This window comes from Streptomyces rapamycinicus NRRL 5491 (genome assembly GCF_024298965.1).
In the GTDB taxonomy this organism is placed as follows: Bacteria; Actinomycetota; Actinomycetes; order Streptomycetales; family Streptomycetaceae; genus Streptomyces; species Streptomyces rapamycinicus.
This window is the reverse complement of record NZ_CP085193.1, coordinates 10,525,552-10,550,340: the sequence shown is the minus strand read 5'-3', so window position 1 is coordinate 10,550,340 and position 24,789 is coordinate 10,525,552. Positions and strand designations below refer to the sequence as shown.

Genomic DNA, 24,789 nt, shown 5'->3' with positions numbered 1-24,789 from the left:
ACACACCTATGAAAATGCTCATCAACGTCCCCGAGACCGTGGTCGCCGACGCCCTGCGCGGACTGGCCGCCTGCCACCCCGAGCTGATCGTCGACGTCGACAACCGGGTGATCGTCCGGCGGGACGCGCCGATCGAGGGCAAGGTGGGACTGGTCTCCGGCGGCGGCTCGGGGCACGAACCGCTGCACGGCGGTTTCGTGGGCCCCGGCATGCTCGACGCCGCCTGCCCCGGCGAGGTGTTCACCTCCCCGGTGCCGGACCAGATGGTGCGCGCCGCGGCGGCCGTGGACAGCGGCAAGGGCGTGCTGTTCATCGTCAAGAACTACACGGGCGACGTGCTCAACTTCGACATGGCCGCCGAGCTCGCCGAGGACGAGGGCATCCAGATCGCCAAGGTCCTGGTCAACGACGACGCGGCGGTCACCGACAGCCTCTACACGGCGGGCCGGCGCGGCACCGGCGCCACCCTGTTCGTGGAGAAGATCGCGGGCGCGGCGGCCGACGAGGGCGCGCCGCTGGAGCGGGTGGAGTCGATCGCCCGGCGGGTGAACGAGCTCTCGCGGAGCTTCGGCGTCGCGCTCACCGCCTGCTCCACCCCGGCCAAGGGCGGCCCCACCTTCGACCTCCCCGCCGGGGAGCTGGAGTTGGGCGTGGGCATCCACGGCGAGCCGGGGCGTGAGCGGCGGGCGATGATGACCTCCCGCGAGATCGCCGACTACGCGGTGGAGGTGGTGGTCGAGGATCTGCGCCCGGACAGCCCGGTGCTGCTGCTCGTCAACGGCATGGGGGCGACCCCGCAGCTGGAGCTGTACGGCTTCGCCGCCGAGGTGCACCGGGCGCTCGGCGAGCGCCGGGTGGCGGTGGCGCGTACGCTCGTCGGCAACTACGTCACATCACTCGACATGGCGGGCGCCTCGATCACGCTGTGCCAGGTCGACGAGGACCTCCTGCGGCTGTGGGACGCGCCCGTGCGGACCGCCGGGCTGCGCTGGGGCGCCTGAGGCCGGCCGGCCCCCGATACGTACGCTGTCGCCGTTGGCTACACCCCGAGGAGGCGTCTGTGTCCAGCAGTGAACCCGCCGTCGACGACGTGCTCGACACCCCTTTCTTCCTCCGATGGCTCACCGCCGCCGCCACGTCCGTGAGCCGTGAGGCGACCCGTCTCACCGACCTGGACTCCGCGATCGGCGACGCCGACCACGGCACCAATATGCAGCGCGGCTTCGCCGCCGTGTCCGAGGCGCTGGAGAAGGAGCCCCCGGGCTCGCCCGGGGCCACGCTCATCCTGGCCGGGCGCCAGCTGATCTCCAAGGTCGGCGGGGCCTCCGGGCCGCTGTACGGGACGCTGCTGCGGCGCGCCGGAAAGGCGCTCGGCGACGCCGAGCAGATCACCCCGCAGCAGCTGGCGGACGCGCTGCGGGCCGGGGTGGACGCGGTGGCGCAGCTCGGCGGCGCCGCGCCCGGCGACAAGACGATGCTGGACGCGTTGCTCCCCGCCGTCGAGGCGCTGGGCGCGGGCACCGGCTCGTTCGCGGCCGCGGGCGAGGCCGCCGAGAAGGGGGCGCTGGCCACCGTGCCGATGCTGGCCCGCAAGGGCAGGGCCAGCTATCTGGGTGAGCGGAGCGTCGGCCACCAGGACCCGGGCGCCACCTCGTCGGCGCTGATCATCGGCGCACTGGCGGAGGCGGGCCGATGACCGACGAGAGCGGGAAGGTCGGCATAGTCCTGGTGTCGCACAGCGCGGCGGTGGCCGACTCCGTCGCCGAACTGGCGAAGGCGCTGTCCGGAGGCGGCACGGCACCGGTCCGCGCCGCGGGCGGCACCGCGGACGGCGGGTTCGGCACCAGTCCGGAGCTGATAGCGGAGGCGGCCCAGGCGGTCGACCGGGGCGCCGGAGTGGCGGTCCTGGTGGATCTGGGCAGCGCGGTCCTGTCCGTCAAGGCGCTGCTGGCCGAGGGCGACGAACTGCCCGACGGCACCCGGCTGGTGGACGCGCCGCTCGTGGAGGGCGCGGTCGCGGCGCTCGTCACGGCCTCCACCGGGGCGGATGTGGAGGCGGTGCTCCAGGCCGCCTCGGAGGCGTACGACTACCGCAAGGTCTGATACCGCCGCGCGCTATTGGACGGGGCCCCGCCGGTGACGGCGGGGCCCCGTTCCGTTCGCCCCCGTTCAGTCCGGCCCCTGTTCCTTCGGCGTCCTGTTCACTTTTCAACGAACACTCCGGGTGCATATTTGCGCCGCCGCTTATTCCACTGTTACTCGGCGCGTACGGGGCGAGTTGCCCGGTTTCGGACCGCTCCGGGCGCGGCGACAGCACCCCGCCCCCTTCAGCCGTCAAGTGATAGGCGCGATACCAGAACGGGCTTCCGAATCCGTCGATCTTGCGTCTAGACTGCTCATGTCCGAGTGGGGGGACCGGCGGCACTCAGGGGGAATAAAATGGGCGTAATTGAGTGTGCCCGCGCACACCTGGCATCCATCGAACCGATGATGTCCACGCGGGTGTCGCACCGGCCGTGGCCTCTTTGCGGCCCGGCCCGGATTCCACGCGCGGAAATGACCCGACCGCGCCGACCGCACGATTCCCTGAGCGTCTGATCGTCGCGCCCGTCACGGGCGTTCGATATATCGACCATGGGGCGGCGGTCATGACGCACGCCTGCCTTCGTGGTGCCGTACAGAGCACGGACGGCAATCCATCTTTTCCGTAGGAAGCAAGGGTTTCCGCGTGCCTGTTTTCTTCTCCTTAATCAACGGATTTCGACATTTCGACGTGGAGGAGTCAGTCGCATGACCACGCCCACGCTCAGCCCCGGCCGCTTGGATGCGGATACCGTCCGCAAGTCGGTGGACGTCGTACTCGAAGATTTCCTGACGGCCAAGGCCGGCACCACTCCGCAACACCATCTGCCGTATCTCTCCGGGCTGCTGAAGGATTTCCTGTCCGGCGGAAAGCGCATACGGCCGCTGTTGTGTGTCACCGGCTGGCAGGCCGTCGGCGGCGGCGAGGACACCGAGACGGTGTTCCGGGTGGCCGCCTGTCTGGAGATGTTCCACGCCTTCGCGCTGATCCACGACGACGTCATGGACGACAGCGACACCCGTCGCGGCCGGCCGACCATCCATCGCACCCTGGCCGCGCTGTGCGCCACCGACCGCAGACCGGATCAGATCGAGCGGTTCGGGGTCAGCGGGGCGGTGCTGCTCGGCGACCTCGCCCTCACCTGGTCGGACGAGCTCCTGCACTCGGCCGGTCTGACGCCCGACCAGTTCGACGCCGTACTGCCGCTGCTGTCGGAGATGCGCACCGAGGTGATGCTGGGCCAGTACCTCGATCTGCAGGCCACCGGGGAGCTGACGGACGACGTCGAGGCCACCCTCACGGTCAACCGGTACAAGACCGCCAAGTACACCATCGAGCGTCCGCTGCACGTCGGAGCCGCCGTCGCGGGCGCCGGACCGGAGGCCATGGAGGCGTTCACCGCCTACGCCCTGCCGCTCGGCGAGGCGTTCCAGCTCCGCGACGATCTGCTGGGCGTGTACGGCGATCCGGAGTCGACCGGCAAGTCCCAGCTGGACGATCTGCGGGCCGGGAAGAACACCACCCTGATCGCGCTCGCCCTGCGCGGCTCCGACACCGGCCAGGCGGCGCGGCTGCGCAGCCTCATCGGCAATCCGCTGCTGGACGAGCGGGACGCCGCGACCATTCAGGAGATCTTCGCCGCCACCACCGCCCGGGAGGCCGTCGAGCAGATGATCGACGACCGCCGGACGCAGGCCCTGCGGGCCCTCGACGACGCCCCATTCACCGCGGACGCGGTCAACGCGCTGAAGCAGATCGCCCGCATGGCCACTGTGAGGAACTCATGACGACAGGACTTTCCACGGCCGGGGCCCAGGACATCAGCCGGAACAGCGTCCGCCCGTACCTGGAGGAGTGCACCCGCCGCTTCCAGGAGATGTTCGACCGCCATGTCGTCACCCGGCCCACCAAGGTCGAATTGACCGACGCCGAACTGCGTGAGGTCATCGACGACTGCAACGCGGCGGTGGCGCCGCTCGGAAAATCGGTTTCCGATGAGCGCTGGATCTCCTATGTGGGGGTGGTGCTGTGGTCCCAGAGCCCCCGCCATATCAAGGACATGGAGGCGTTCAAGGCCGTCTGCGTCCTGAACTGCGTGACGTTCGTGTGGGACGACATGGATCCCGCGCTCCACGACTTCGGTCTCTTCCTGCCCCAGCTGCGCAAGATCTGCGAGAAGTACTACGGCCCCGAGGACGCGGAGGTCGCGTACGAGGCGGCACGCGCCTTCGTCACCAGCGACCATATGTTCCGCGACTCGCCCATCAAGGCGGCGCTGTGCACCACGTCCCCGGAACAGTATTTCCGTTTCCGGGTCACCGACATCGGCGTCGACTTCTGGATGAAGATGTCGTATCCGATCTACCGGCATCCGGAGTTCACCGAACACGCCAAGACGAGCCTGGCCGCGCGCATGACCACCCGCGGACTCACCATCGTCAACGACTTCTACTCCTATGACCGCGAGGTCTCCCTGGACCAGATCACCAACTGTTTCCGGCTCTGCGATGTGAGCGATGAGACGGCGTTCAAGGAGTTCTTCCAGGCCCGGCTCGATGACATGATCGAGGACATCGAGTGCATCAAGGCGTTCGATCAGCTGACGCAGGACGTCTTCCTCGATCTGATCTACGGCAACTTCGTCTGGACGACCAGCAACAAGCGCTACAAGACGGCCGTCAACGACGTCAACTCCCGCATCCAGTGAGGGAACGGGGACCCGTGACTCCCACGAAGAGCTCCGCACAGCCGGAGCGCTCCTGGACCACCGGCACGGCGCCCGGCTCGGTGCCGCTGCTGGGGCACACCCTGGCGCTCTGGCGCCGTCCGCTGCAGTTCCTGGCCTCCCTGCCCGCCCACGGCGATCTGGTGGAGGTCAGGCTGGGGCCCAGCCGCGCCTATCTGGCCTGCCATCCCGAGCTGGTCCGTCAGGTGCTGCTCAACCCCCGGGTGTTCGACAAGGGCGGGGTCTTCGACAAGGCGCGGCAGCTGCTCGGGAACAGCCTCTCGGTCTCGCGGGGCGAGGACCACCGCTACCAGCGGCGGATGATCCAGCCCGCGTTCCACACCCCGAAGATCGCCGCCTACACCGCCGCGGTCGCCGATGACACCCGCGCCGCGATCGGCTCCTGGGAGCCCGGGCGCACCCTGGACATCAGCGACACCATGCACGCCCTGCTGATGCGGGTGGCCGCGCGGACGCTGTTCTCCACCGGGATCGACGAGGCGACGATCGACGAGGCGCGCCACTGTCTGCGCATCGTCTCGGACGGCATCTACAAGCGCACGATGGCGCCATTGGGGATCATGGAGAAGCTCCCCACCCCGGGCAACCGGCGCTACGACCGGGCCAATGCCCGGCTGCGGAGAATCGTGGACGAGATGATCCGCGAGCGCCGGCGCTCCGGCGCCGACCACGGCGATCTGCTCTCCACGCTGCTGCGCGCCGAACACCCCGAGACCGGGAAGGGCCTTGACGACGGCGAGATCCTCGACCAGGTGGTCACCTTCCTGGTGGCCGGGAGCGAGACCACCGCCTCGACCCTCGCCTTCGTCTTCCATCTCCTGGGCGCCCACCCGGAGGTGGAGAAGCGGGTGCACGCCGAGATCGACGAGATCCTGGAGGGCCGCTCGCCCACCTTCGATGACCTGCCGTCCCTGGAGTACACCCGCGGGGTCATCACCGAGTCGCTGCGGCTGTATCCGCCGTCCTGGATGGCGATGCGGGTCACGGCGGCCGAGACCGAACTCGGCGGCCGGACCGTCCCGGCGGGCACGATGATCCTCTACAGCGCCCAGGCGCTGCACCACAACCCCGAGCTGTTCCCCGACCCCGAGCGGTTCGACCCCGAGCGCTGGCTCGGCGACCGCGCCAAGGAGGTGGAGCGCGGGGCGCTGCTCCCGTTCGGCGCGGGCAGCCACAAGTGCATCGGGGACGTGCTGGCGCTGACCGAGACCGCCCTCATCGTGGCCACGATCGCGAGCCGCTGGCGTCTCCGCCCGGTGCCCGGGACGACATTGCGCCCCGAGCCGAAGGCGACGCTCGAACCCGGCCCGCTGCCCATGGTGTGCGAGCCGCGCTGACGACGTCCGGTCCGGGGTCCGCCCCGGACCGGGCACCCCGCACCTTCCGTACCCCACCTCGCGAGTGAAGGACATCTTCCGCATGAGGACCGCGCAGCAACCGGCGACGCGCAACTGGCGGCACGCCGTCGCCCCCGGCGGGCTTCCGCTGGCCGGCCATGCCCTGCTCATGGGCCGCAAACCGCTTCAGTTCCTGGCCTCCCTGCCCGCCCACGGCGATCTGGTCGAGCTCCGGCTGGGGCCCCGGCCCGTCTATCTGCCCTGCCATCCGGAGCTGATCCAGCAGGTGCTGGTGAACGCGCGGGTCTACGACACCGGCGGGCCGGTCAAGGAGAAGGCCAAGCCCATCCTGGGCAACGGCCTGATCACCTCCGACTGGGCGGACCACCGGCGGCAACGCCGACTGGTGCAGCCCGCGTTCCACGCCGCCCGGATCGCCAAGTACGCCGAGGTGATGGAGCGGGAGTGCGAGGCCGAGTCCACGGCGTGGACGGCGCGCCGGCCCATCGACGTCAGCCACGAGATGCTCGCGCTCACCGCGCGGGTGACCGCCCGTGCGCTCTTCTCGACCGATATGGCGCCGCATGCCGTGGCCGAGATCCAGCACTGTCTGCCCATCGTCGTGGAGGGCGCCTACCGGCAGGCGATCGACCCCACCAGGCTGCTGGCCAAGCTCCCGCTCGCGGCGAACCGGCGCTTCGACGACGCGCTCGCCCGGCTGAACCAGCTCATCGACCGCATGATCGACGACTACAAGGCGTCGGACGACGGCGACCGCGGCGATGTGCTGTCCGCGCTCTTCGCGGCACAGGACGACGAGACCGGCGGCACGATGTCGGACCAGGAGATCCACGACCAGGTCATGACCCTGCTGCTGGCCGGGATCGAGACCACCGCCTCCGCGCTGACCTGGGCCTGGTTCCTGCTCGGCCGCAATCCCCGGGCCGAGGCCGCGCTGCACGCCGAGGTCGACGAGGTGCTGGGCGGGCGCGCCCCGCGCTACGCCGACGTGCCCCGGCTCGCGTACACCCAGCGGGTGTTCAGCGAGGCGCTGCGGCTCTTCCCGCCCGCGTGGCTGTTCACCCGGACCACCACCGAGACCACCGAGCTCGGCGGGCGGCGGCTGCCCCCGGGGTCGGACGTGCTGATCAGCCCGTATGTGCTGCACCGCGATCCGGTCCTCTTTCCCCGCCCGGAGACCTTCGACCCCGACCGCTGGCTCCCCGAGCGGGCCAAGGAGGTGACGCGCGGCTCGTATCTGCCGTTCGGCGGTGGCAGCCGCAAGTGCATCGGAGACGTCTTCGGCATGACGGAGGCGACGCTCGCCCTGGCCGCGATCGCGGGCCGCTGGCGGATGCGCCCGATTCCGGGGACGAAGATCCGGCCGAGGCCGCAGATGAGCCTCACGGCCGGTGCGCTGCGGATGATTCCGGAACCACGCTGAACGCCGTGCCCCGCAGACCCGGCGGACCGCGGCGGGTGGCCACCGCGGTCCGACGGGTGCTCCCGGCCGGGGGATCAGGCGTCCGGAGCCGGGGTGAAACGTACCGGCAGCCGCCGCAGCCCGCGCAGCATCAGGCTGGGCCGCCAGGCGAGCTCGGCCGGATCGGCGTCCAGGGCCAGATCGGGGCAGCGCTCCAGCAGGGCCCGGAAGGCGATGGCCGCTTCGAGCCGGGCCAGCGGGGCGCCCAGGCAGTGGTGGACACCATGTCCGAAGGCGAGATGGCCGCGCGGTGCGCGCCGGATGTCGAAGCGGTCCGGCTCGGCGAAGCGCCGGGGGTCGCGCGACCCGGCGGCCAGGACGACCCCCACCGGCTCCCCGGCCGGAATGGTCGTGCCCGCGATCTCCATCGGCTCCCTGGTGAAGCGGAACGCGGCGCTCTCCACCGGGCCGTCGTAGCGCAGCATCTCCTCGATCGCGCCGTCCAGCAGCGACCAGTCGGCGCGCAGCGCGGCCAGCTGCTCGGGGTGGCGGAGCAGGGCGAGGGTACCGCTGGAGATCAGGTTGGCGGAGGTCTCGTAGCCCGCGACCAGCAGCACGAACGTCATGCCGAGCATCTCCTCGTCGGAGAGCGCGTCGCCGTCGGAGAGCGCGTCGCCGTCCCCGTCCATGGTGCGGACCAGGGCGCTGAGCAGATCGTCGCCGGGGCCGCGGCGCTTGGCCTCGATGAGCTCCGCGAAGTAGCCCGTCAGGGCCTGGGCGGCGGCACCGGCGGCCTCCGGGCGGGTCAGGTCGGTGCTCTCGAGGTACCAGTCGTGGAACGCCTTGCGATCCGTCTCCGGCACCCCCAGCAGCTCGCAGATGACGGCCAGGGGCAGCGGCAGCGCGTAGTCCTCGACGAGGTCGGCCCGGCCCAGCGGGGCCATCGCGGCCAGCAGTTCGTCCGCGATCTGCCGGACGCGGGGACGCAGGGCCTCGATCCGGGCCGGGGTGAACGCGCGGGCCACCAGCCCCCGCAGCCGGGTGTGGTGCGGCGGGTCGGTCTGCACCATGTTCCGTCCGATGGCGTTGCCGCCGTCGTCCTGCCACGCTGCCGAGTGCCGGACGTCATTGCTCAGCCGGGGGTCGGTCAGCGCGGTGCGGGCCTCCTCATGGCCGACGACGAGCCAGAACTCACCGGAGGCGTCGGTACGCACCCGGTGGACCGGGCCCCGCTCCCGCAGCCGTGCGTAGACCGGATACGGGTTGACGACGAAATCCGCGCCGAGCGCGGACAGATCCTGGGGCATGTGATCCCCTCAGTCGGTTGGCGGCTTCCCCCGAAGCCAGAACCGGGGATCGTTCCCCGCCCTGGCGATGATCTTAACACCTAACCGGAGAGATTCCCCCGGTTAGTGTTAGGGTTGCGGGCCATGGGCAGCCGTGTGGAGAAAGAGACACCGTTGCGCCGAGACGCACGGCGCAACCGCGAGATGCTGATAGCTGCCGCCCGGGAGATCTACACGGATCAGGGTGTGGACGCCCCGCTCGACGACATCGCCCGTCGGGCCGGAGTCGGCAGCGCCACCCTCTACCGGCGGTTCGCCGGCCGGGCGGAACTCATCGAGGCGGTATTCGGCGATTCCCTTCGGGACATTCTGCGGGCCGCCGAGGAGGCCCGCTCCGCGACCGACGCCTGGGCCGGGCTCACAGCCTACCTGGAGCGCATCTTCGGACTGCTCGCCGCCGACCGGGGCACCAACGACCTGATGACCACCGGCATCCAGGGCGTCCCCTCGCTCGACGCGCTCCGTAAGGAGAACCACAAGACGCTCGACGACCTTCTGGGCCGTGCCCAGAAGCAGGGCAAGGTCCGGCCGGACGCCACCGCGGAGGACCTGCAGTTCATGCTGGCCGCGCTCGGCCGCGCGGTCCCCGGCTCGACCGTCGCCGCGCCGCTGGCCTGGCGCCGCTATCTGGCCCTGCTGCTCGACGGGCTGCGCCCCGAGGGATCCCATCCGCTCCCGGCCCCCTCGCTCACCCCGGAGCAGCTCAACGCCGCCATGCTCCAGCTCGGCAAGGTACGTCGGCCGCGCACGGGACGCGCCGACTAGGGGGCGTCCGGGGCGGGACGTCCAGGACGTCCCTGGGCGGGGCGTGTCACCACAGTGGCCGGGTGAAGTATGTCGCCCGCCTACATATCCGAGCCGAACTGCGCATTTCTACGGTGTGGCAACACGAAACCGTCCCCGCACCCCGCTCGGAAGTGGTGACCCATGCCCACCCCGGATTCTCCGGCCTCCGCTCCCCCGACCCCACCCGGCTCGCTGCGCCGTATCGTCGCCGCGAGCCTGATCGGCACCACCATCGAGTGGTACGACTTCTTCCTCTACGGCTCGGCCGCCGCGCTCGTCTTCAACAAGCTCTTCTTCCCGGACTCCGACCCGCTCGTCGGGACGCTGCTGTCGTTCCTGACCTACGCGGTCGGCTTCGCCGCCCGGCCGGTCGGTGCCCTGGTATTCGGCCACTACGGCGACCGGCTCGGCCGTAAGAAGCTGCTGATCCTGAGTCTGCTGATGATGGGCGGCGCGACCTGCGCCATCGGGCTGCTGCCCACCCACGCCACGGTCGGCTCGGCGGCGCCCGTACTGCTCACCGCGCTGCGTCTGCTGCAGGGGTTCGCGCTGGGCGGCGAATGGGGCGGGGCGGTGCTGCTGGTGTCGGAGCACGGGGACGCGCGGCGGCGCGGGTTCTGGGCGTCCTGGCCGCAGACCGGCGCCCCCGCGGGTCAGCTGCTGGCCACCGGGGTGCTCTCCGCGCTGACGGCCACGCTCTCCGACCACGCCTTCGAGTCATGGGGCTGGCGGGTGCCGTTCCTGCTCTCGGGGGTGCTGGTGCTGGTCGGCTTGTGGATTCGTCTCTCTGTCGATGAATCGCCGGTGTTCAAGGCCGCGCTGGCCCGGGCCGAGGCCCGTAAGGCGGCCGCGGGCGGGGACGAGGGCGCCGACGAGAAGATGCCGCTGGTGGCGGTCCTGCGCGACCACTGGCGGGATGTGCTGATCGCCATGGGCGCGCGCATGGCCGAGAACATCAGCTACTACGTCATCACCGCCTTCGTCCTCGTCTACGCGACCTCCGACCATGTGGACCTCGGCAAGCAGACCGCGCTCAACGCCGTACTGATCGCCTCGGCCGTGCACTTCGCGGTCATCCCGGCGTGGGGCGCGCTGTCGGACCGGGTCGGGCGCCGCCCGGTGTACCTCCTGGGCGCGGTCGGCGTGGGCGCGTGGGCCTTTCCGTTCTTCCTCCTCATCGACACCAAGGGCTTCCCGGCCCTGGTACTCGCCGTGACGGTCGGGCTGGTCTTCCACGGGGCGATGTACGCGCCGCAGGCGGCCTTCTTCTCCGAGATGTTCGCGACCCGGATGCGGTATTCGGGGGCGTCGATCGGCGCGCAGTTCTCGTCCGTCGCGGCCGGTGCGCCCGCCCCGCTCATCGCCACCGCGCTGCTGGCCGACTACGACAGCGCCACGCCGATCGCCCTCTACGTGATCGCGGCGGCCCTGCTCACCCTGGTGGCCGTGGGCGTCGCCAAGGAGACCCGGGACCGCGATCTGGCCGCCGTCGAACCGACCTCGGCCCCCTCCCCCGGGCCGACGACGGAGACGGAGACGGCGAAGCGCGCGGCCCGTTCGTCCTCGCCTCAGTAGCCCACGGCCGAGGCTCAGTAGCCCACGGCCGAGGTCAGGCGGTGCAGCCGCAGGGCGAGCTGGATCTCCAGGGAGCGGGCGGGCGACTGCCAGTCGGGACCGAGCAGCCGCCCGACCCGCTCCAGCCGCTGCGCCACCGTGTTGACGTGCACGTGGAGGGCGTCCTTCGTACGGGCCGGGCTCATCCCGCCGGCGAAGTACGCGTCGAGCGTGCGGATCAGTTCGGTGCCGCGCCGCTCGTCGTAGTCGATGACGGCGCCCACGGTGCGGTGCACGAAGTCCTGGACGCCGGTGCCGTCCGGGGCACCCTCGCGGGTCCCGGCCAGCAGCAGACCGAGGAAGCCGAAGTCCTCGGCGGCGGCGCCCTGCCCGGCCCGGCCCAGCACCCGCAGGGCGGCCAGACAGCGTCGCGCCTCGGCGTAGCCCGCGGCGACCTCCCCGGGCCGTGCGGCGGGCGCGGGAACGGACGCGGAGGCGCCCACGGTGACCGCGGCGTGCACGGCGGTGCCCAGTTGCCGGGCGGTGCGGCGGGCGAGGGCGTCGGCGGTGTCGCCGTCGGCGAGCGGCAGCAGCAGGACGGTGCCGCCGTCGCGGGCGGCGGCCAGACCGTGCCGAGTGGCCGCCAGATGGGACGCGGCGGACCACAGCCGCCGCCGGCCCGCGGCGTCCTCGGCGGGCGCGCCGCTGGACGTGCCGGACGTGCCGGACGTGCTTCCGGGCCCGCTTCCGTGTGCGGCGGCGTGCGGGGTGCCGTGGGCGTTGCCGGACCCGGTGCTGGGTGTGCCCATGCCCGGGGCCTCGATGCCCGCCGCGAGCACCACATGGGGCGTGTCCAGGTCCGCCTGGAGCCGCGCGGCGCGCTCGCGCAGCAGCCGGGGCTCGCGGTCGGGGGCGTCGAGTAGGTCGTCCAGGAGCTCGCCGCGCACCCGCTGTTCGGCCTCGCCCGCTGAGCGGCGGGCAAGCTGCAGCAGTGAGGTGACCATCGCCGCGCGTTCCAGGGTGCGCTGGTCCACGGGGTCGAGCCGGGGGTGGCCGCGCAGCACGAGCGCGCCGAGCAGTTCGCCGCCCGCCGAGACCGCGGCGACCCAGTCCTCCTCGCCGTCGCGCACCGCGTGGCCGTCGGCCCGGGACCGGTCGACGGCTGCCGCGGGCGCCTCGCCGGACTCGAGGAACTCCACCGAGCCGCTGAGCACCTCGGCCACGGCGTCGGCCACGTCGTGCACCCCGCCACCGCGCAGCACCAGCTCGGTGAGCCGGTCGTGGACGTCCGAGGCGCGCTCGATGACCCGGCTGCGGTCCCGGATGATCTCGTTGGCGGCCTCCAGCTCGGCGAGCGCCGTACGGGTCTCGGCGAGCAGATGGGCGGTGTCGATGGCCACGGCCGCGTGGGCGGCGAACGAGCCGACCAGCGCGATCTGCTCGCGTTCGAACACCCGGGCCCGGCGGTCGGCCGCGAACAGCACCCCGATGACACCGCTGCCGAGCAGCAGCGGCACCCCGAGGATGGCGACGAGCCCCTCGTCCCTGACGCCCGCGTCGATGGCGTGGGTGTGCTGGAACCGCGGATCGTGGAAGTAGCTCTCGGTCACGTATGGGCGGGCGGTCTGGGCCACCAGACCGCCGAGCCCCTCCCCCATGCCGAGCCGCAGCTGCTGGAAGCGGGCCGAGACCGAACCGTCGGTGACCCTCATATAGGTGTCACCGGCCGTCGGGTCGTTGAGCGTCAGATAGGCCACCTCGGTACCCAGCAGCGAGCGGGCGCGCTGCACGATGGCCTGGAGCACCGCGTCCAGGTCGCGCAGCCCCGCCAGGTCGTGGGCGGTCTCGAAGAGCGCGGAGAGCTCGGCCTCGCGGCGCCGCCGCCCCTCCAGCTCACCGCGCACCCGCAGAGCGAGCAGCTTGGCGGCCTCCAGGGCCGCCAGCCGGTCGGCCGGGGCTTTGTCGGCACGGGCACGCAGCACCGGACGCTCGTACGCCTCGGCGGGCGCGCCGCGTGCGAGCAGTTCCAGGTAGGGGTTCTCCGGCCGGTCGTCGGGCATGGGCACAGGCATACTCCCGCCGGGCGCGGCGGCGCCAGCTGTAAGGCGGCCCGGTGCCTTGTCGACGGGGCGGCCGGGCAGCAGGCGGTCCGGTGGCTGAGCCAATTGGCCATCGTCCGGAGGTGGCTCGGTCAATCGGCCACTGTCCGCCGGTGGCCCGGCCAATCCGCTTTCATGGTCCAGTGGCTGAGCCAATCGGCCATCGAGGGCCGGTGGCCGATCCGACGGGCCGCTCAGTGGGCGGTCCATCCGCCGTCCATGCTGAGCGAGGCCCCGGTGATGAAGGACGTGTGCGGACCGCAGAGGTACGCGACGGCCTCGGCGACCTCCTCGGGCTCGACCAACCGCTTGACCGCCGCGTCGGCCAGCATCACCTCGGAGACCACCCGCTCCGGCGAGATCCCGTGGGCCTCGGCCTGGTCGGCGATCTGCCGCTCGACGAGCGGGGTGCGCACATAGCCGGGGTTGACGCAGTTGGAGGTCACCCCGTGCTCCGCGCCCTCCAGGGCGGCGACCTTGGAGAGCCCTTCCAGACCGTGTTTGGCGGCCACATAGGCCGACTTGTAGGGGGAGGCGCGCAGCCCGTGCACCGATGAGATGTTCACGATCCGGCCCCAGCCCTGGGCGTACATATGCGGCAGCGCGCCGCGCACCAGCCGGAAGGGGGCCTCGAGCATCACGGTGAGCACCCGGGAGAAGACCTCGGGCGGAAAGTCCTCGATGGGCCGGACGAGTTGGAGCCCGGCGTTGTTGACCAGGATGTCGGTGCCCGCGGCGACCCGCTCGGCCGCGTCGAGGCCGGTGAGGTCCAAGGGGTGGGCCTCGACCGGGCCCGGCAGTCCGGTGGCCGCGGCGACGAGGTCGCTGAGGCCCTCGGCATCCAGGTCGACGGCCCGCACCCGCGCCCCGGCGGTGGCCAGCCGCAGCGCGCAGGCCCGGCCGATGCCCCCGGCGGCGCCCGTGACGAGTGCGGTACGGCCGGAGAGGTCGAGGCCGCCGGACGGCCGTGAGTCCGGGCCTGGTGTGGTGGACGCGCTCATGAGGGGCACATTAGGCAGCCGTCGGGCCCGGACCGATGTGGGGGCGGCACATACTTCACTCCTCGACGATGGGCTCGAACCATGTCGGGCCGTCCTCGATCGCCTGCTTGATCCGGGACCGGGAGAAGTCCTCCATCTCGGGCAGCGCGTCGAGCGGGAACCAGCCGACGTCCAGCGACTCGTCGTCGTTCACCCGCGCCTCGCCGCCGACGGCGCGGCAGCGGAAGCAGACGTCCACGAACTGGCACTTGTCGTCGTTGGGGTAGGTCACCGGCGCCAGGGTCCGTACGAGCACGATGCGTTCGGGGACGCAGCGCACCGCGGTCTCCTCCTCGACCTCGCGGACCACCGCCGTGGCCGGCTGCTCACCGGGTTCGGGGATGCCGCAGATGATGGTCCAGCGGCCGTTGTCGGCCCGGCGGCCCAGCAGCACCCGGTCCTGGTCGTCGAAGACCACGGCGCTCACGCCCGGCAGATAGAGCAGTTCGTGGCCGATGGAGGCCCTGAGGTCACGGATGAAGTCGGGGGTCGCCATGGGCCGAGGGTATCGGGCGGAAATGGGGGCGCGCGCGGCGGCCGTACGGCGCCCTCCACGGCGGGCGATTCACGACCGACTCATCGTTTCTGCGCACCATATACACATTCCTTACGACAAGCGCTACGGTTTCGGGTGTCATGGCTCGCGCGACGGCCGTAAGGGCGCCGGCGCGATGCCCGTCACGACGGGGGGTCGGCGGGATGACGTCATCAGTGGTGGAACCTGTCGTGCAGGACCACGGCAGACCGGCCACCGGCTGCGCCGGTGCGTCCGATGTCGCGGGGGTTCTGATCCTCGCCGGTTGCGCCGTATGGGCGCTGATCGCGGCCATGGGGCGCCCGGCCCGCCCCGAGGGGGTCCTGCTGGCGGTGTTGGCGGTGGCCGCCGGGTACGCCTGCGGCCGGATCGCCGGAGCACTGCTGCCGGTCGCCGGAGCGGCGGCCGCCGGGTTCGCCGGGTTCGGTCTGGCCTGCACCTCGCCGTACGGGCTCACCGGCCACGAGGGACCGGGCGCGGCCCAGCTCACCCTGGCCACGGGCGCCCTCTGCTGCGCGGCCTGGGCCGCCCCGCGGATCCTCCGCCCGGCGCTGTGGCTGCCGGCCGCGGCGATCACGCTCACGGCGGTGGCGGCCGGCTCGACGGTCGGCTGGGTGGCGAGCGGCGCCGTCCTGGTGTGCTCGCTCCTCGCCGCCCGGCCCCGGCGGCGGCTGCCGGCGCTCGCCGCCTGCGCGCTGATCGCGGCGGTCTCGGTCGGCGGCACCTGGGCGGTGGCCAAGGGCTCGTTCCCGGGTGGACTGCCGCCCGCCCTGCGCGCCCATCTCACCGAGCACCGGATCCGGCTGTGGCAGGACGCCGCCCGCATCGGGGAGACGGATCCGCTGCGCGGCGTGGGCCCGGACCGCTTCGGTGAGCTGAGCCCCGCGGCGGCCCAGCCGCTGGGCCCGGAGGCCAAGCCGCATTCGGCGCCGCTCCAGCAGGCGGCCGGTCAGGGGCTGCCGGGGGTGGCCCTGCTGGGCGCGGCCTTCGGCTGGCTGCTCCACGCCCTGTGGCGCTCCCCGCGCCCCACTCCCGTGGTCCTTACGGCGGCCGCGACCCTCACGGCCCTGGCCGTCGAGTCCTGTCTGGGCAACGCCCTCAGTTTCTCCCAGATCACCGCGGGGGCGGGCCTCCTCGCCGGACTGGCGACCGCCCGCCGCCTGGACGACGGCCCGGGAGCGGTGCCATGAGCGAGCCCCCGGAGGCCGCGAGGGGGAACGCGTCCCCCGAAAGAGGGGAACGGGGATCCGTCAGAAGACCCCTAGACCTGGGAGGTGCGGGCCGCGATCAGCCGCAGCCGGTCGCGGATGACCCGGACCGCCGCCTCCGCGTCGTCCACCGTGACCGTGAAGACGCGGCCGTCCCCGAGGCGGACCACCAGGCCCTCGCCCCGGCGCACGACCACCGCCGTGCCCTTCTCCGGGCGCCAGCGGTAGCCCCAGCCGCCCCACTGGCAGGGGGTGACCTTACGGGCCACATCGGCGTGGACCACGTCGCTGAGCCGGATGCGGCGGCGTGGGAGCCCCATATGGCCGCAGCGGATCTCCAGCACCTCGTCGTCGACCCGTACCGCCACATGGACGAAGGCGAGGGTGCCGAAGAGCATCAGCAGCCCGGCGGCGACACAGCCGATGACGGCCATCAGGAGCGGGGCGATGCCCGAGCCCCAGGGCGAGTCGACGGCGAGGTCGACACCGAGCGCCAGGCACGCGGCGCCCGCCACGGCCAGCAGCCACTGCACGCGATTGTGGGCGCGTCCGATCCAGACCGCGGGCGGCTGCCCGTGGGCGCTCGGCTCTCCGTGGTCGTGGTGCCTCATGGTTGGCAGCGTACCCACCTTCCGGCACCACGGCAGCGGGGCGGGTGAATCCGCTGGTGAGGAGCGTTTCGGTCAGCTCACCGCAGGAGGCGTCGCCGTCAGGCGCGCGTCGGGGCGACGGGTGCCAGCAGCACGCCTTCGGCGTAGGTCAGGGCGACCTCCGGCAGGACGGCCTCGCGTCCGCTGAGGATGACGGTCAGACCACCCGGGGTGACCGGGCCGTCCGGCGGGAAGGGGTCGGCGCCGATCCGGCGCAGGGCCTGGGCGGCGACGGCTCCGGCCGAGCCGTGGAGGACGATCGGCGGCGCGTCCGGCCGCTGTACGGCGGTCCGGATCCGGTCGGCGACGAGTTCGTAATGGGTGCAGCCCAGGACGACGGTCGTGACATCGCGCGGGGTGCGGGCCGCCGCGGCGGCCACCGCGGCGTCGATCCCCTCGTTGTCGGCGTGCTGCACCGCGTCCGCGAGCCCCGGGCACGGCACCTCGGTCACCTCGACGCCGTCCGCGAAGTCACGGATCAGTCCGCGCTGGTACGGGCTGCCGGTGGTGGCCGGGGTGGCCCAGATCGCGATCGGCCCTCCCCCTGCCGCCGCGGGCTTGATGGCGGGCACGGTGCCGATGATCGGCAACCCGGGCTCCAGTTCGGCGCGCAGTGCGGGCAGGGCGTGGACGGAGGCGGTGTTGCAGGCGACGATCAGCGCGTCGGGACGGTGCGCGGCGGCGGCCCGGGCGCAGCCCAGGGCCAGCCCGGTGACGTCCTCGGGGGTGCGCGGGCCCCACGGCATGGTGGCGGGGTCGGAGGAGACGACGAGATCGGCGTCCGGTCGCAGTCGGCGCATCGCGGCGGCGGTGGGCAACAGCCCGATTCCGGAGTCCATAAGCGCGATCTTCACCCGGTCACTTTAATGGATCGGTCCCGTGCGCCCGGCGGCCGGGCACACCTTCGGGCAGACTTCGGCGGGTGAGCGCGCTGATGTGGATCGCCGCCGGGTCGTTGGCCGCATGGCTGTGGCTGCTGCTGGGCCAGGGCTTCTTCTGGCGTACGGACGTACGGCTGCCCCGGAGCGGCCCGGGTGGCTCGGGGCCGCCGGAACCGGACGGGTCCGGGCCGCCGGAGCCCGCGTTGTGGCCCTCGGTGGCCGTCGTGGTGCCCGCCCGGGACGAGTCCGCGGTGCTTCCGGCCAGTCTGCCCTCGCTGCTCGCCCAGGACTATCCGGGCCCGGCGGAGATCTTCCTGATCGACGACGGCAGCTCGGACGGCACCGGAAAGCTGGCCCGTGAACTGGCCGACGAACACGGCGGGCTGCCGCTGACCGTCGACTCCCCCGGCGAACCCGGCCCCGGCTGGACCGGCAAGCTGTGGGCGGTGCGGCACGGCATGGCGCTCGCCACGACCCGCCTCGCCGCGGACCGTGGGAACGCGGACGGTGCGGACCGTAAGGACGCGGACGGCCGGGACGCGGACCGTAAGGGCGACGACGGCGGCGTGGACTACCTGCTGCTGACGGACGCGGACATCGCCCATGAGCCGGACTCCCTGCGGGAGTTGGTGCGCGCGGCCGAGGTGGACGGGCTGGATCTGGTCTCCCAGATGGCGCGGCTGCGGGTGGTGACCTACTGGGAGCGGCTGATCGTGCCCGCCTTTGTCTACTTCTTCGCGCAGCTGTACCCCTTTCGGTGGGTCAACCGGCCCCGGGGGCGCACCGCGGCGGCCGCGGGCGGCTGTGTGCTGCTGCGCCGGGAGGCGGCCGAGCGGGCCGGGGTCCCGGAGGCGATCCGGCAGGCGGTCATCGACGACGTGGCGCTGGCCCGCGCGGTGAAACGGTCCGGCGGTCGGATCTGGCTGGGGCTGGCCGACCGGGTCGACAGCGTGCGGCCGTATCCGCGGCTGGGCGAGCTGTGGCGGATGGTCTCGCGCAGCGCGTACACCCAGCTGCGGCACAATCCGCTGCTGTTGCTGGTGACGGTCGCGGGGCTGGCGGTGGTGTATCTCGTGCCGCCCGCGGCCGTGGTCGCCGGGGTGCTGACGGGGCGTTCCGTCCCGCTGGTGCTGGGCGCCGCCGCCTGGGCGCTGATGGCGGGCAGCTACATCCCGATGCTGCGCTACTACCGTCAGACGCTGTGGCTGGCGCCGCTGCTGCCCCTGACGGCGCTTCTCTATCTGCTGATGACGGTGGACTCGGCGGTGCGGCACCACCTGGGGCAGGGCGCGGCCTGGAAGGGGCGCACCTACGCCCGCCCCAGCGCCGCGCCCTGACGGCCGCGCCCCGTGCACCGGGGTTTCACTTGCGGCCGGGGGTCCAGTTCATGCCCCAGCCGTAGGCGTGGTCGAGGGTGCGCTGCGGGCTGGTGCCGCGCTGCGGCACCAGATAGCGGGCCTCGCGCTGGACGACGAGTTCGCCGCCGGTGTTGGTGATGAGTGCGAGCGCGCAGACCGGGGACGGCACGGTGCACTCGTCGAGCGAGAAGTCGATCGGGGCGCCGAACTGCGGCTGCAGGGTGACCGTGGCGTGGAGGTTGGCGAAGCTGCGGGCACCTTCGTAGATGGTCACGAAGATCAGGATCCGGCGGAACAGCTTCTGGTGGTCGAGGTTGATGGTGAGGTTCTCACCGGCCGCCCGGGCACCGGTGCGGTCGTCGGCGTCCAGGTGGATGAAGGGCGGCTGGTGCAGCGAGCCGAAGGAGTTGCCGAGTGCCTGGACCACGCCCTTGCTGCCGTCGGCGAGTTCGAACAGCGCCCCCAGGTCGAGATCGAGGTCGCTGTGCATGGCCATGGCCCGGCCGAGCTTGGAGGCCCATCCCGAGAACTGCTTGTGCACCTGCCAGTTGAGGTTGACCCGCATGGTGCCGGAGGTGCCGCCCTGTTTGGTCAGCGAGACCGAGGGCGCCTCCTTCGTCAGGGTGACCTTGCTGAGGCTCACCGGCGCCCCGGCGGGCGCGGGGGCCGGGGCGGTGGGCGGGGGCGGCGGCAGGGGCGTGGAGACGGCGGTGGGCGTCGGAGGCGGGTACGCCCCGGCGGGCGGGCCGGACGGCGGCGCGGGGGCGGCCGGCGGCGCCGGGGCGGCGTACGGGTTCTGGGTCGCGTACGGGTTCTGCCCGGCGTTCGGCGGGGCGGCGGGAGCCGGGACGGGGGCGGCGGGCCGAGCCGGTGCCTGCTGCGGCTCGTCGACCGAGATGCCGAAGTCCGTGGCGAGCCCCGCGAGACCGCTCTGGTACCCCTGGCCCACCGCGCGGAACTTCCAGGAGCCCTGCCTGCGGTACAGCTCGCCGAGGACGAAGGCGGTCTCGACGGTGGCGTCCTCGCTGTCGAAGCGGGCGATCTCCGCGCCGCCCGCCGCGTTCAGCACCCGGATGTTCAGACCGGGGACCTGGCCGAACGTTCCGCCATCGGCCGAGGCCGCGAGGATTACGGTGTCGACGGCGGGCTCGACCCGGGCGAGGTCCACCGAAAGGGTGTCGGTCACGGTGTCACCCGCGGTCCGCTTCCCCTCGTGGCGCACCGCGCCGGAGGAGTGCGCCGCCTGGTTGTAGAACACGAAGTCCCCGTCGGACCTGACCTTTCCGGACACCAGCAGCAGCGCCGAGGCGTCCACGTCCGGCGCCCCTGGTCCGGCGCGCCAGCCCAGCTCGATCCGCACCGCCTCAGCCGGTACTGGCGTGTTACCGCCCTTGCGCATCGCCATTTCCGTCCCCCTGCCTTTCTGTTCGCTCGGATCGGGCCGCTCGGCCGTCGCACAGCGCGGACGACGGGTGGCTACCCGCTGAAAACGCGCTCTTTACACGATCTCAACGTACCCTGACGACCGATTTTCCCGGGTTCGCTCGGATTGGGGATCCATGGCCACTCCGAACACTGAAAACAACCCTCCTACCGGACTCCCCAATCAGCACATGGTGGGCTTAACTTATGGTCTATGACCTCCCCCCGCAGCACTTACGGTGGCGGCTACTACTCCTCGCCGTCCTTCCCGGACACCCCCATCTACGACAGTCTTGTCGCCGAGCGGGGGACACCGCAGATCGCACCCATCAGGGTGCCGTCGGCCTATGACACCGGAAGTCATCTTCCGGCGCTGCCCTCGGCGCTCCCCGCGCTGCCGGCCGCCCCCTCCCCGCAGCCCAACCAGGGGTACCAGCAGCACGCGCCGCAGCCCACCGGCCTGCAGCAGGCGCACTCGCCCTACATCCCGCCGCAGCCGACGGGACCGCGGGGCTACCCGGGCGCCCAGCAGCCGCAGATGCAGCGCCCCGCGCCGGCCTCGCCGATGGGGTACGAGGCGATGCGCCCGGCCATGACGCGTCCGGTCGCGCCTCGCCCGGCGGCACCCGCGCCCTCTCCGTACGACGACCCTTACGGGCGTCAGCAGTACCCGGGCGGCCGAGGGCCGCAGCCGGGAGGCGGCTACTGACACACGTCGGGAGGTGATGCGACCGGGCAGTGCCCGGTCGCGGGAAGGTCCGGGCCGGATGGGGTATCCCCGTCCGGCCCCTGATTCGTTGTGAGGACCGTTCGCGCCCGATTTATGAGGGCCGTTCGGCCCCTACCCGGCGGCGGGGCGCACCGCGATGCTGGACCGAGCAGTTCCGCGAGCCAACTCCACCACCGGGGGCGGGCCGGGCTCTCACTCCACTGTGGTGATGAGCATGTCGACCGGTCCCGTCCCGTTCGGCGTGGGGCGCGGGGCCGGGAGGGGACCGGTCTCGCGCTCCGCGCGAAACGCACGTGTTCAGCGTGACGGCCACCGTACGAGACGCACGCGGTCACCGTGACGGCCACCGTAAGGGTGTCATCCGGACACCCTTACCGGGCATCGCCCACGGGCTCACTGACCCGCTTCGCGCTCCTTGATCCGCTCGGCGATCACCGCGGCCTGGATCCGCCGTCCCACGCCCAGCTTGGACAGGATCGAGGAGATGCGGTTCTTGACGGTCTTCTCGGCCAGGAACAGCCGCTCTGCGATCTGCCGGTTGGTCAGCCCGTCGCCGATGAGCTGGAGGATCTCCCGCTCCCGCGGGGACAGCTTCTCCAGCTCCACGGGCCCGCTCGGCGCGGGGCCGCGCAGCCGGGCCATCACCCGGGAGGTGGCGCCGGGGTCCAGCATGGAGCGGCCTTCGGCCACGGTGCGCACCGCGGACACCAGGTCGGACCCGTTGATCTGCTTGAGCACATAGCCCGCGGCCCCGGCCATGATGGCGTCGAACAGCGCCTCGTCGTCGTCGAAGGACGTCAGCATCAGACAGGCGAGGTCGGGGAGCCGGGCCCGCAACTCCCGGCAGACCTCGATCCCTTCGTGGTCCCCGCCCTCGCCCGAGGAGCCGAGCCGTACGTCGAGCACCGCGACGTGTGGCCGTACGGCGGGGGCGCGGGCGATGGCCTCGCGGGCGTTGGCCGCCTCGCCGACCACCTTCAGATCGGATTCGGCGTCGAGCAGATCACGCAGTCCGCGCCGCACCACCTCGTGGTCGTCGAGCAGGAAGACCCCGATGGGGCCGTCGGGGTCGGCTGTCTGGGGCACGGCCTCTCCTCCATGGCGCGCGGGTCGCCGGTCGCGATCCGGCTGCCCAGCTTTACGTTCTGGCGCAGGGCAGCGTAAGGGGCCATTCGGCCCCCGGGCCGCCCGCCGCGCCTTCCGGCCCGGTCATGGCGAGATCCCGCCCGCGTAGGGTCCGTACAGGTCCAGCAGCCGGGTGCGGGCGCTCTGCAGCCGCCGCCCGATCACCTGGGCGCAGGCCAGCGCGAGGGCGTAGCCGAGTTCCGGGTCCTCGTCGCACAGCCGGCGCACCGCCTCGGCGTTGAACTCGTGTGCGCGCACCGGGCTGAGCGCTTCCGCGCCCAGGTGCCAGGTGTCCGGCGGGAAGAGCCAGGACCAGCCGATGAGCTCTCCGGGGCCGAGGGTTTCGATCACCGCGGCCCGCCGCCCCGGGACATGCAGATCGAGGGTGACCGCGCCGGTCCGGATGATCCAGAAGCGGTCGGCCTTACGGCCTTCCTCGAAGATGCGGCCGCCCGAGGGGAAGGACACATCGTGGGCGAGCGCCATCAGCCGCTCACGGTGTTCGGTCTTCAGCGCGCTCAGCAGTCCCATCATGACCTCACTCTGCCGTCTCCTCTCCCCCCTCGCCCCTCGGCGTCTCTGAGCGAACGAGCTGTGGATACGAGAGGCAGCCGATCCAAAGCGATACACCGTCGATCGGGTATCGCTTCACCCTTACCCATTTTCAGTCACGTTTCCGATATGACACGTCATTCGTGGTCGTCGTGCCCAATGAGATGCCGCTCCCCGTACCCTCGGCTGCTTCACCGACCCTGTGTTGTCGCTCGTACTCGTCACCAAACGGGAGGCACTGGTGCTAGCCGACCCTCGTCGTCGGTCCGCCGATCGAGCCGGAGAACACCTGCTCCACCGTCATTTCACCGCCGATGAGCTGCCCCGGCTGCGGGTGCAGGTCGAGGAGTGCGCGGCCTGGGCCGGGCTCAGCGAGACCCGCCGCGGGGACTTCGTGCTGGCCGTGGACGAGATCGCCAACAACGCCATCGAGCACGCGGGCGGCACCGGATCCCTGCTGCTGCGGCGGATCGGCGACGAACTGGAGTGCCGGATCAGCGACTCCGGGCCCGGCTTCTCCGAGGACGTCATCCCGCGGATCCTGCCGGGGCTGGACGGCGCGACCAGCGGCCGCGGGCTGTGGCTGACCCAGCTGGTCACCGACCGGCTGGTGATCAGCGCGGGGGCGGTGGGCGCCGTGGTGACGCTGGCCATGCGGCTGCGCTGAGTGAGCCGCCGGGCTCCCTCGGCGACCGCTTCGGCGGGACAATCGGCGGGACAATGGGAAGGGACATTCCCAGGTGCCGGCAGGAGAGGCGGTGGGCACGGTGGAACTTCCCGTGGTCGTCGGGGTCGACGGTTCGGACGCCGCCTCGGACGCACTGGACTGGGCGGCCGAGATGGCCGGGCGCCGCGGGCTGCCGCTGCGCATCGTCCACGCCTCGCTGTGGGAGCGGTACGAGGGCTACATCCCCGGAACGGCCGCCGACCGCCCCGCCGAGCGGCTCCACAGCGAGGCGGTGCTGGCCACCGCGGCCGAGCGGGCCGGGCGGCGGGTACCGGCCCTGAAGGTGATGACCGACCTGGCGGCGGACGACGCGGTGACCGCGCTGCTGCGCGCCGGGAAGAGCGCCGAGGCGCTGGTGGTCGGCTCGCGCGGCCGCGGCGAGTTCGCCTCGCTGCTGCTCGGCTCGGTCGGACTGGGCATCGCGGCCCGCGCCCAGTGCCCGGTGGTCGTGGTGCGCGGCCGCGCGGAGAACGTGCGCGGCGGGATGAACCGGGTGGTGGTGGGGATCGCCGAGCGCGAGCGCCCGGGCGAGCAGGAGCCCGCGCCGCCCTCCGCCGCCGTCGCGTTCGCCCTCCGCGAGGCGCGGCTGCGCGGCGGCGAGCTGGAGGCGGTGCACGCCTGGCGCTGCGCGGGCCCGGAGGACCACGCGAGGCCCGGGAATCACGGCGGGCGCGGGGACCACGGCGCGCACGGGGAGCAGGGGGCGGGTGAGGCGCAAGGGGCACGTGCCACGCACGGGGCGCGTGAGGTGCGAGGGACACATGAGGCCCACGCGACACGTGAGACCCACGGGGCACGTGAGACGCAAAGCGCGCGTGAGGCGCACGAGCGGCGCGCCGCCGAGCTCCTGGACGAGACGCTGGGCGGCGCCACGGCGGCCGGGCTGCCGCCGGTGCCGGTGGCCCACCGCCCGGTCGAGGGCTCGGCGCGCAAGGCGCTGCTGGACGCCTCCGCGCACGCGGATCTGCTGGTGGTGGGGGCCCGGCGGCGGCAGGGGCACTTCGGCCTGCAACTGGGCCTTGTCAACCACGCCGTACTGCATCACGCCAAGTGCCCGGTCGCCGTGGTGCCGGTTTCCTAGGCGCCGGTCCCCCGGCGGCCCCCCGACCCTGGCCGAGTTCCTTCCATCCCCGCCACCACCGGCCCCCGCCCCGGCTACCCTGCTGGTGAGCGGGTCATGGGGGGAT

At 72.4% G+C, this 24,789-nt stretch carries 23 protein-coding genes; 14 read left to right on the top strand and 9 right to left on the bottom strand.

What is annotated here, in order from left to right; genetic code table 11:
- Window positions 1-8 precede the first annotated feature (8 nt).
- The 7 genes from dhaK (at window position 9) to LIV37_RS43850 (ending at window position 7,610) form a co-directional block, all read left to right on the top strand.
- Complete coding sequence (gene dhaK / locus LIV37_RS43880) at window positions 9-1,001, top strand: dihydroxyacetone kinase subunit DhaK (RefSeq protein ID WP_121823802.1); 993 nt, start codon at window positions 9-11, stop codon at window positions 999-1,001.
- A gap of 59 nt (window positions 1,002-1,060) precedes the next feature.
- The gene (gene dhaL / locus LIV37_RS43875; protein ID WP_020873512.1) at window positions 1,061-1,696 is read left to right on the top strand and encodes a dihydroxyacetone kinase subunit DhaL; all 636 of its coding nucleotides are present in this window, start codon (window positions 1,061-1,063) and stop codon (window positions 1,694-1,696) included.
- Complete coding sequence (gene dhaM, locus LIV37_RS43870; protein ID WP_020873511.1) at window positions 1,693-2,103, top strand: dihydroxyacetone kinase phosphoryl donor subunit DhaM; 411 nt, start codon at window positions 1,693-1,695, stop codon at window positions 2,101-2,103. The genes dhaL and dhaM overlap by 4 nt, the downstream gene beginning before the upstream one ends.
- Window positions 2,104-2,790: 687 nt before the next feature.
- Entirely contained in the window at window positions 2,791-3,870 is a 1,080-nt protein-coding gene (locus tag LIV37_RS43865; protein WP_020873510.1) for a polyprenyl synthetase family protein, read from the top strand.
- Complete coding sequence (locus LIV37_RS43860; protein ID WP_020873509.1) at window positions 3,867-4,790, top strand: terpene synthase family protein; 924 nt, start codon at window positions 3,867-3,869, stop codon at window positions 4,788-4,790. Before LIV37_RS43865 ends, LIV37_RS43860 begins: the two co-directional genes overlap by 4 nt.
- Before the next feature lie 14 nt (window positions 4,791-4,804).
- On the top strand, window positions 4,805-6,166 hold the full coding sequence (locus LIV37_RS43855; protein WP_020873508.1) for a cytochrome P450: 1,362 nt from the start codon (window positions 4,805-4,807) through the stop codon (window positions 6,164-6,166).
- Window positions 6,167-6,248: 82 nt separating this feature from the next.
- Window positions 6,249-7,610, top strand: coding sequence for a cytochrome P450 (locus tag LIV37_RS43850; RefSeq protein WP_020873507.1), 1,362 nt, complete (start codon window positions 6,249-6,251; stop codon window positions 7,608-7,610).
- Between the two features lie 74 nt (window positions 7,611-7,684).
- On the opposite strand, the gene LIV37_RS43845 is transcribed toward LIV37_RS43850, so the two are convergent.
- Window positions 7,685-8,896: a cytochrome P450 family protein gene (locus LIV37_RS43845; RefSeq protein WP_020873506.1), complete on the bottom strand. Its 1,212-nt coding sequence runs from the start codon at window positions 8,894-8,896 to the stop codon at window positions 7,685-7,687.
- A gap of 123 nt (window positions 8,897-9,019) precedes the next feature.
- On the opposite strand from LIV37_RS43845, the gene LIV37_RS43840 reads away from it, so the two are divergent.
- Complete coding sequence (locus tag LIV37_RS43840; protein ID WP_020873505.1) at window positions 9,020-9,700, top strand: TetR/AcrR family transcriptional regulator; 681 nt, start codon at window positions 9,020-9,022, stop codon at window positions 9,698-9,700.
- 162 nt (window positions 9,701-9,862) lie between these two features.
- A complete protein-coding gene (locus LIV37_RS43835) occupies window positions 9,863-11,296 on the top strand; it encodes an MFS transporter (protein ID WP_020873504.1) in 1,434 nt (477 codons plus the stop codon).
- Between the two features lie 14 nt (window positions 11,297-11,310).
- Here LIV37_RS43835 and LIV37_RS43830 read toward each other — a convergent pair whose 3' ends face one another.
- The 3 genes from LIV37_RS43830 to LIV37_RS43820 form a co-directional block, all read right to left on the bottom strand.
- Complete coding sequence (locus LIV37_RS43830) at window positions 11,311-13,347, bottom strand: helix-turn-helix domain-containing protein (RefSeq protein WP_121823803.1); 2,037 nt, start codon at window positions 13,345-13,347, stop codon at window positions 11,311-11,313.
- Window positions 13,348-13,568: 221 nt separating this feature from the next.
- Window positions 13,569-14,375 (bottom strand): 3-hydroxybutyrate dehydrogenase, encoded by an 807-nt coding sequence (locus tag LIV37_RS43825; RefSeq protein WP_020873502.1) that lies wholly within the window; start codon window positions 14,373-14,375, stop codon window positions 13,569-13,571.
- Between the two features lie 55 nt (window positions 14,376-14,430).
- On the bottom strand, window positions 14,431-14,910 hold the full coding sequence (locus tag LIV37_RS43820) for an NUDIX hydrolase (protein WP_020873501.1): 480 nt from the start codon (window positions 14,908-14,910) through the stop codon (window positions 14,431-14,433).
- 215 nt (window positions 14,911-15,125) lie between these two features.
- Here LIV37_RS43820 and LIV37_RS43815 point away from each other — a divergent pair, with 215 nt between their 5' ends.
- Window positions 15,126-16,139, top strand: a complete 1,014-nt coding sequence (locus LIV37_RS43815; RefSeq protein WP_309471232.1) for an O-antigen ligase family protein — start codon at window positions 15,126-15,128, stop codon at window positions 16,137-16,139.
- Window positions 16,140-16,210: 71 nt separating this feature from the next.
- Here LIV37_RS43815 and LIV37_RS43810 read toward each other — a convergent pair whose 3' ends face one another.
- Together LIV37_RS43810 and LIV37_RS43805 are read right to left on the bottom strand one after the other, a co-directional pair.
- A complete protein-coding gene (locus LIV37_RS43810) occupies window positions 16,211-16,768 on the bottom strand; it encodes a hypothetical protein (protein ID WP_020873498.1) in 558 nt (185 codons plus the stop codon).
- Between the two features lie 98 nt (window positions 16,769-16,866).
- On the bottom strand, window positions 16,867-17,646 hold the full coding sequence (locus LIV37_RS43805) for a glutamate racemase (RefSeq protein ID WP_020873497.1): 780 nt from the start codon (window positions 17,644-17,646) through the stop codon (window positions 16,867-16,869).
- Between the two features lie 95 nt (window positions 17,647-17,741).
- On the opposite strand from LIV37_RS43805, the gene LIV37_RS43800 reads away from it, so the two are divergent.
- Window positions 17,742-19,025 carry a glycosyltransferase gene (locus LIV37_RS43800; protein ID WP_020873496.1) on the top strand — a complete coding sequence of 428 codons (1,284 nt, stop codon included), beginning with the start codon at window positions 17,742-17,744 and terminating at the stop codon, window positions 19,023-19,025.
- 25 nt (window positions 19,026-19,050) lie between these two features.
- On the opposite strand, the gene LIV37_RS43795 is transcribed toward LIV37_RS43800, so the two are convergent.
- Window positions 19,051-20,445 carry a TerD family protein gene (locus LIV37_RS43795; protein ID WP_121823807.1) on the bottom strand — a complete coding sequence of 465 codons (1,395 nt, stop codon included), beginning with the start codon at window positions 20,443-20,445 and terminating at the stop codon, window positions 19,051-19,053.
- A 237-nt stretch (window positions 20,446-20,682) separates the two neighbouring features.
- Between LIV37_RS43795 and LIV37_RS43790 the strand changes: the two genes are divergently transcribed.
- Window positions 20,683-21,177 (top strand): DUF6643 family protein, encoded by a 495-nt coding sequence (locus LIV37_RS43790; protein ID WP_020873495.1) that lies wholly within the window; start codon window positions 20,683-20,685, stop codon window positions 21,175-21,177.
- 414 nt (window positions 21,178-21,591) lie between these two features.
- On the opposite strand, the gene LIV37_RS43785 is transcribed toward LIV37_RS43790, so the two are convergent.
- Window positions 21,592-22,284, bottom strand: a complete 693-nt coding sequence (locus tag LIV37_RS43785) for a response regulator (protein ID WP_020873494.1) — start codon at window positions 22,282-22,284, stop codon at window positions 21,592-21,594.
- Window positions 22,285-22,407: 123 nt separating this feature from the next.
- Window positions 22,408-22,857 carry a Crp/Fnr family transcriptional regulator gene (locus tag LIV37_RS43780; RefSeq protein ID WP_020873493.1) on the bottom strand — a complete coding sequence of 150 codons (450 nt, stop codon included), beginning with the start codon at window positions 22,855-22,857 and terminating at the stop codon, window positions 22,408-22,410.
- A 259-nt stretch (window positions 22,858-23,116) separates the two neighbouring features.
- Between LIV37_RS43780 and LIV37_RS43775 the strand changes: the two genes are divergently transcribed.
- Both LIV37_RS43775 and LIV37_RS43770 read left to right on the top strand, forming a co-directional pair.
- Window positions 23,117-23,542, top strand: coding sequence for an ATP-binding protein (locus tag LIV37_RS43775; protein ID WP_051573807.1), 426 nt, complete (start codon window positions 23,117-23,119; stop codon window positions 23,540-23,542).
- Between the two features lie 91 nt (window positions 23,543-23,633).
- Complete coding sequence (locus LIV37_RS43770; RefSeq protein ID WP_020873491.1) at window positions 23,634-24,683, top strand: universal stress protein; 1,050 nt, start codon at window positions 23,634-23,636, stop codon at window positions 24,681-24,683.
- Window positions 24,684-24,789: the final 106 nt, after the last annotated feature.

Coding starts and splice junctions, on each gene's coding strand:
- LIV37_RS43865 (WP_020873510.1), top strand. CDS start 2,791: ATGACCACGCCCACGCTCAGCCCCGGCCGCTTGGATGCGGATACCGTC.
- LIV37_RS43800 (WP_020873496.1), top strand. CDS start 17,742: ATGTGGATCGCCGCCGGGTCGTTGGCCGCATGGCTGTGGCTGCTGCTG.
- LIV37_RS43835 (WP_020873504.1), top strand. CDS start 9,863: ATGCCCACCCCGGATTCTCCGGCCTCCGCTCCCCCGACCCCACCCGGC.
- LIV37_RS43790 (WP_020873495.1), top strand. CDS start 20,683: ATGACCTCCCCCCGCAGCACTTACGGTGGCGGCTACTACTCCTCGCCG.
- LIV37_RS43805 (WP_020873497.1), bottom strand. CDS start 17,646: ATGGACTCCGGAATCGGGCTGTTGCCCACCGCCGCCGCGATGCGCCGA.
- LIV37_RS43820 (WP_020873501.1), bottom strand. CDS start 14,910: ATGGCGACCCCCGACTTCATCCGTGACCTCAGGGCCTCCATCGGCCAC.
- LIV37_RS43840 (WP_020873505.1), top strand. CDS start 9,020: ATGGGCAGCCGTGTGGAGAAAGAGACACCGTTGCGCCGAGACGCACGG.
- LIV37_RS43860 (WP_020873509.1), top strand. CDS start 3,867: ATGACGACAGGACTTTCCACGGCCGGGGCCCAGGACATCAGCCGGAAC.
- LIV37_RS43830 (WP_121823803.1), bottom strand. CDS start 13,347: ATGCCTGTGCCCATGCCCGACGACCGGCCGGAGAACCCCTACCTGGAA.
- LIV37_RS43850 (WP_020873507.1), top strand. CDS start 6,249: ATGAGGACCGCGCAGCAACCGGCGACGCGCAACTGGCGGCACGCCGTC.
- dhaK (WP_121823802.1), top strand. CDS start 9: ATGAAAATGCTCATCAACGTCCCCGAGACCGTGGTCGCCGACGCCCTG.
- LIV37_RS43780 (WP_020873493.1), bottom strand. CDS start 22,857: ATGATGGGACTGCTGAGCGCGCTGAAGACCGAACACCGTGAGCGGCTG.
- LIV37_RS43810 (WP_020873498.1), bottom strand. CDS start 16,768: ATGAGGCACCACGACCACGGAGAGCCGAGCGCCCACGGGCAGCCGCCC.
- LIV37_RS43795 (WP_121823807.1), bottom strand. CDS start 20,445: ATGCGCAAGGGCGGTAACACGCCAGTACCGGCTGAGGCGGTGCGGATC.
- dhaM (WP_020873511.1), top strand. CDS start 1,693: ATGACCGACGAGAGCGGGAAGGTCGGCATAGTCCTGGTGTCGCACAGC.
- LIV37_RS43825 (WP_020873502.1), bottom strand. CDS start 14,375: ATGAGCGCGTCCACCACACCAGGCCCGGACTCACGGCCGTCCGGCGGC.
- LIV37_RS43845 (WP_020873506.1), bottom strand. CDS start 8,896: ATGCCCCAGGATCTGTCCGCGCTCGGCGCGGATTTCGTCGTCAACCCG.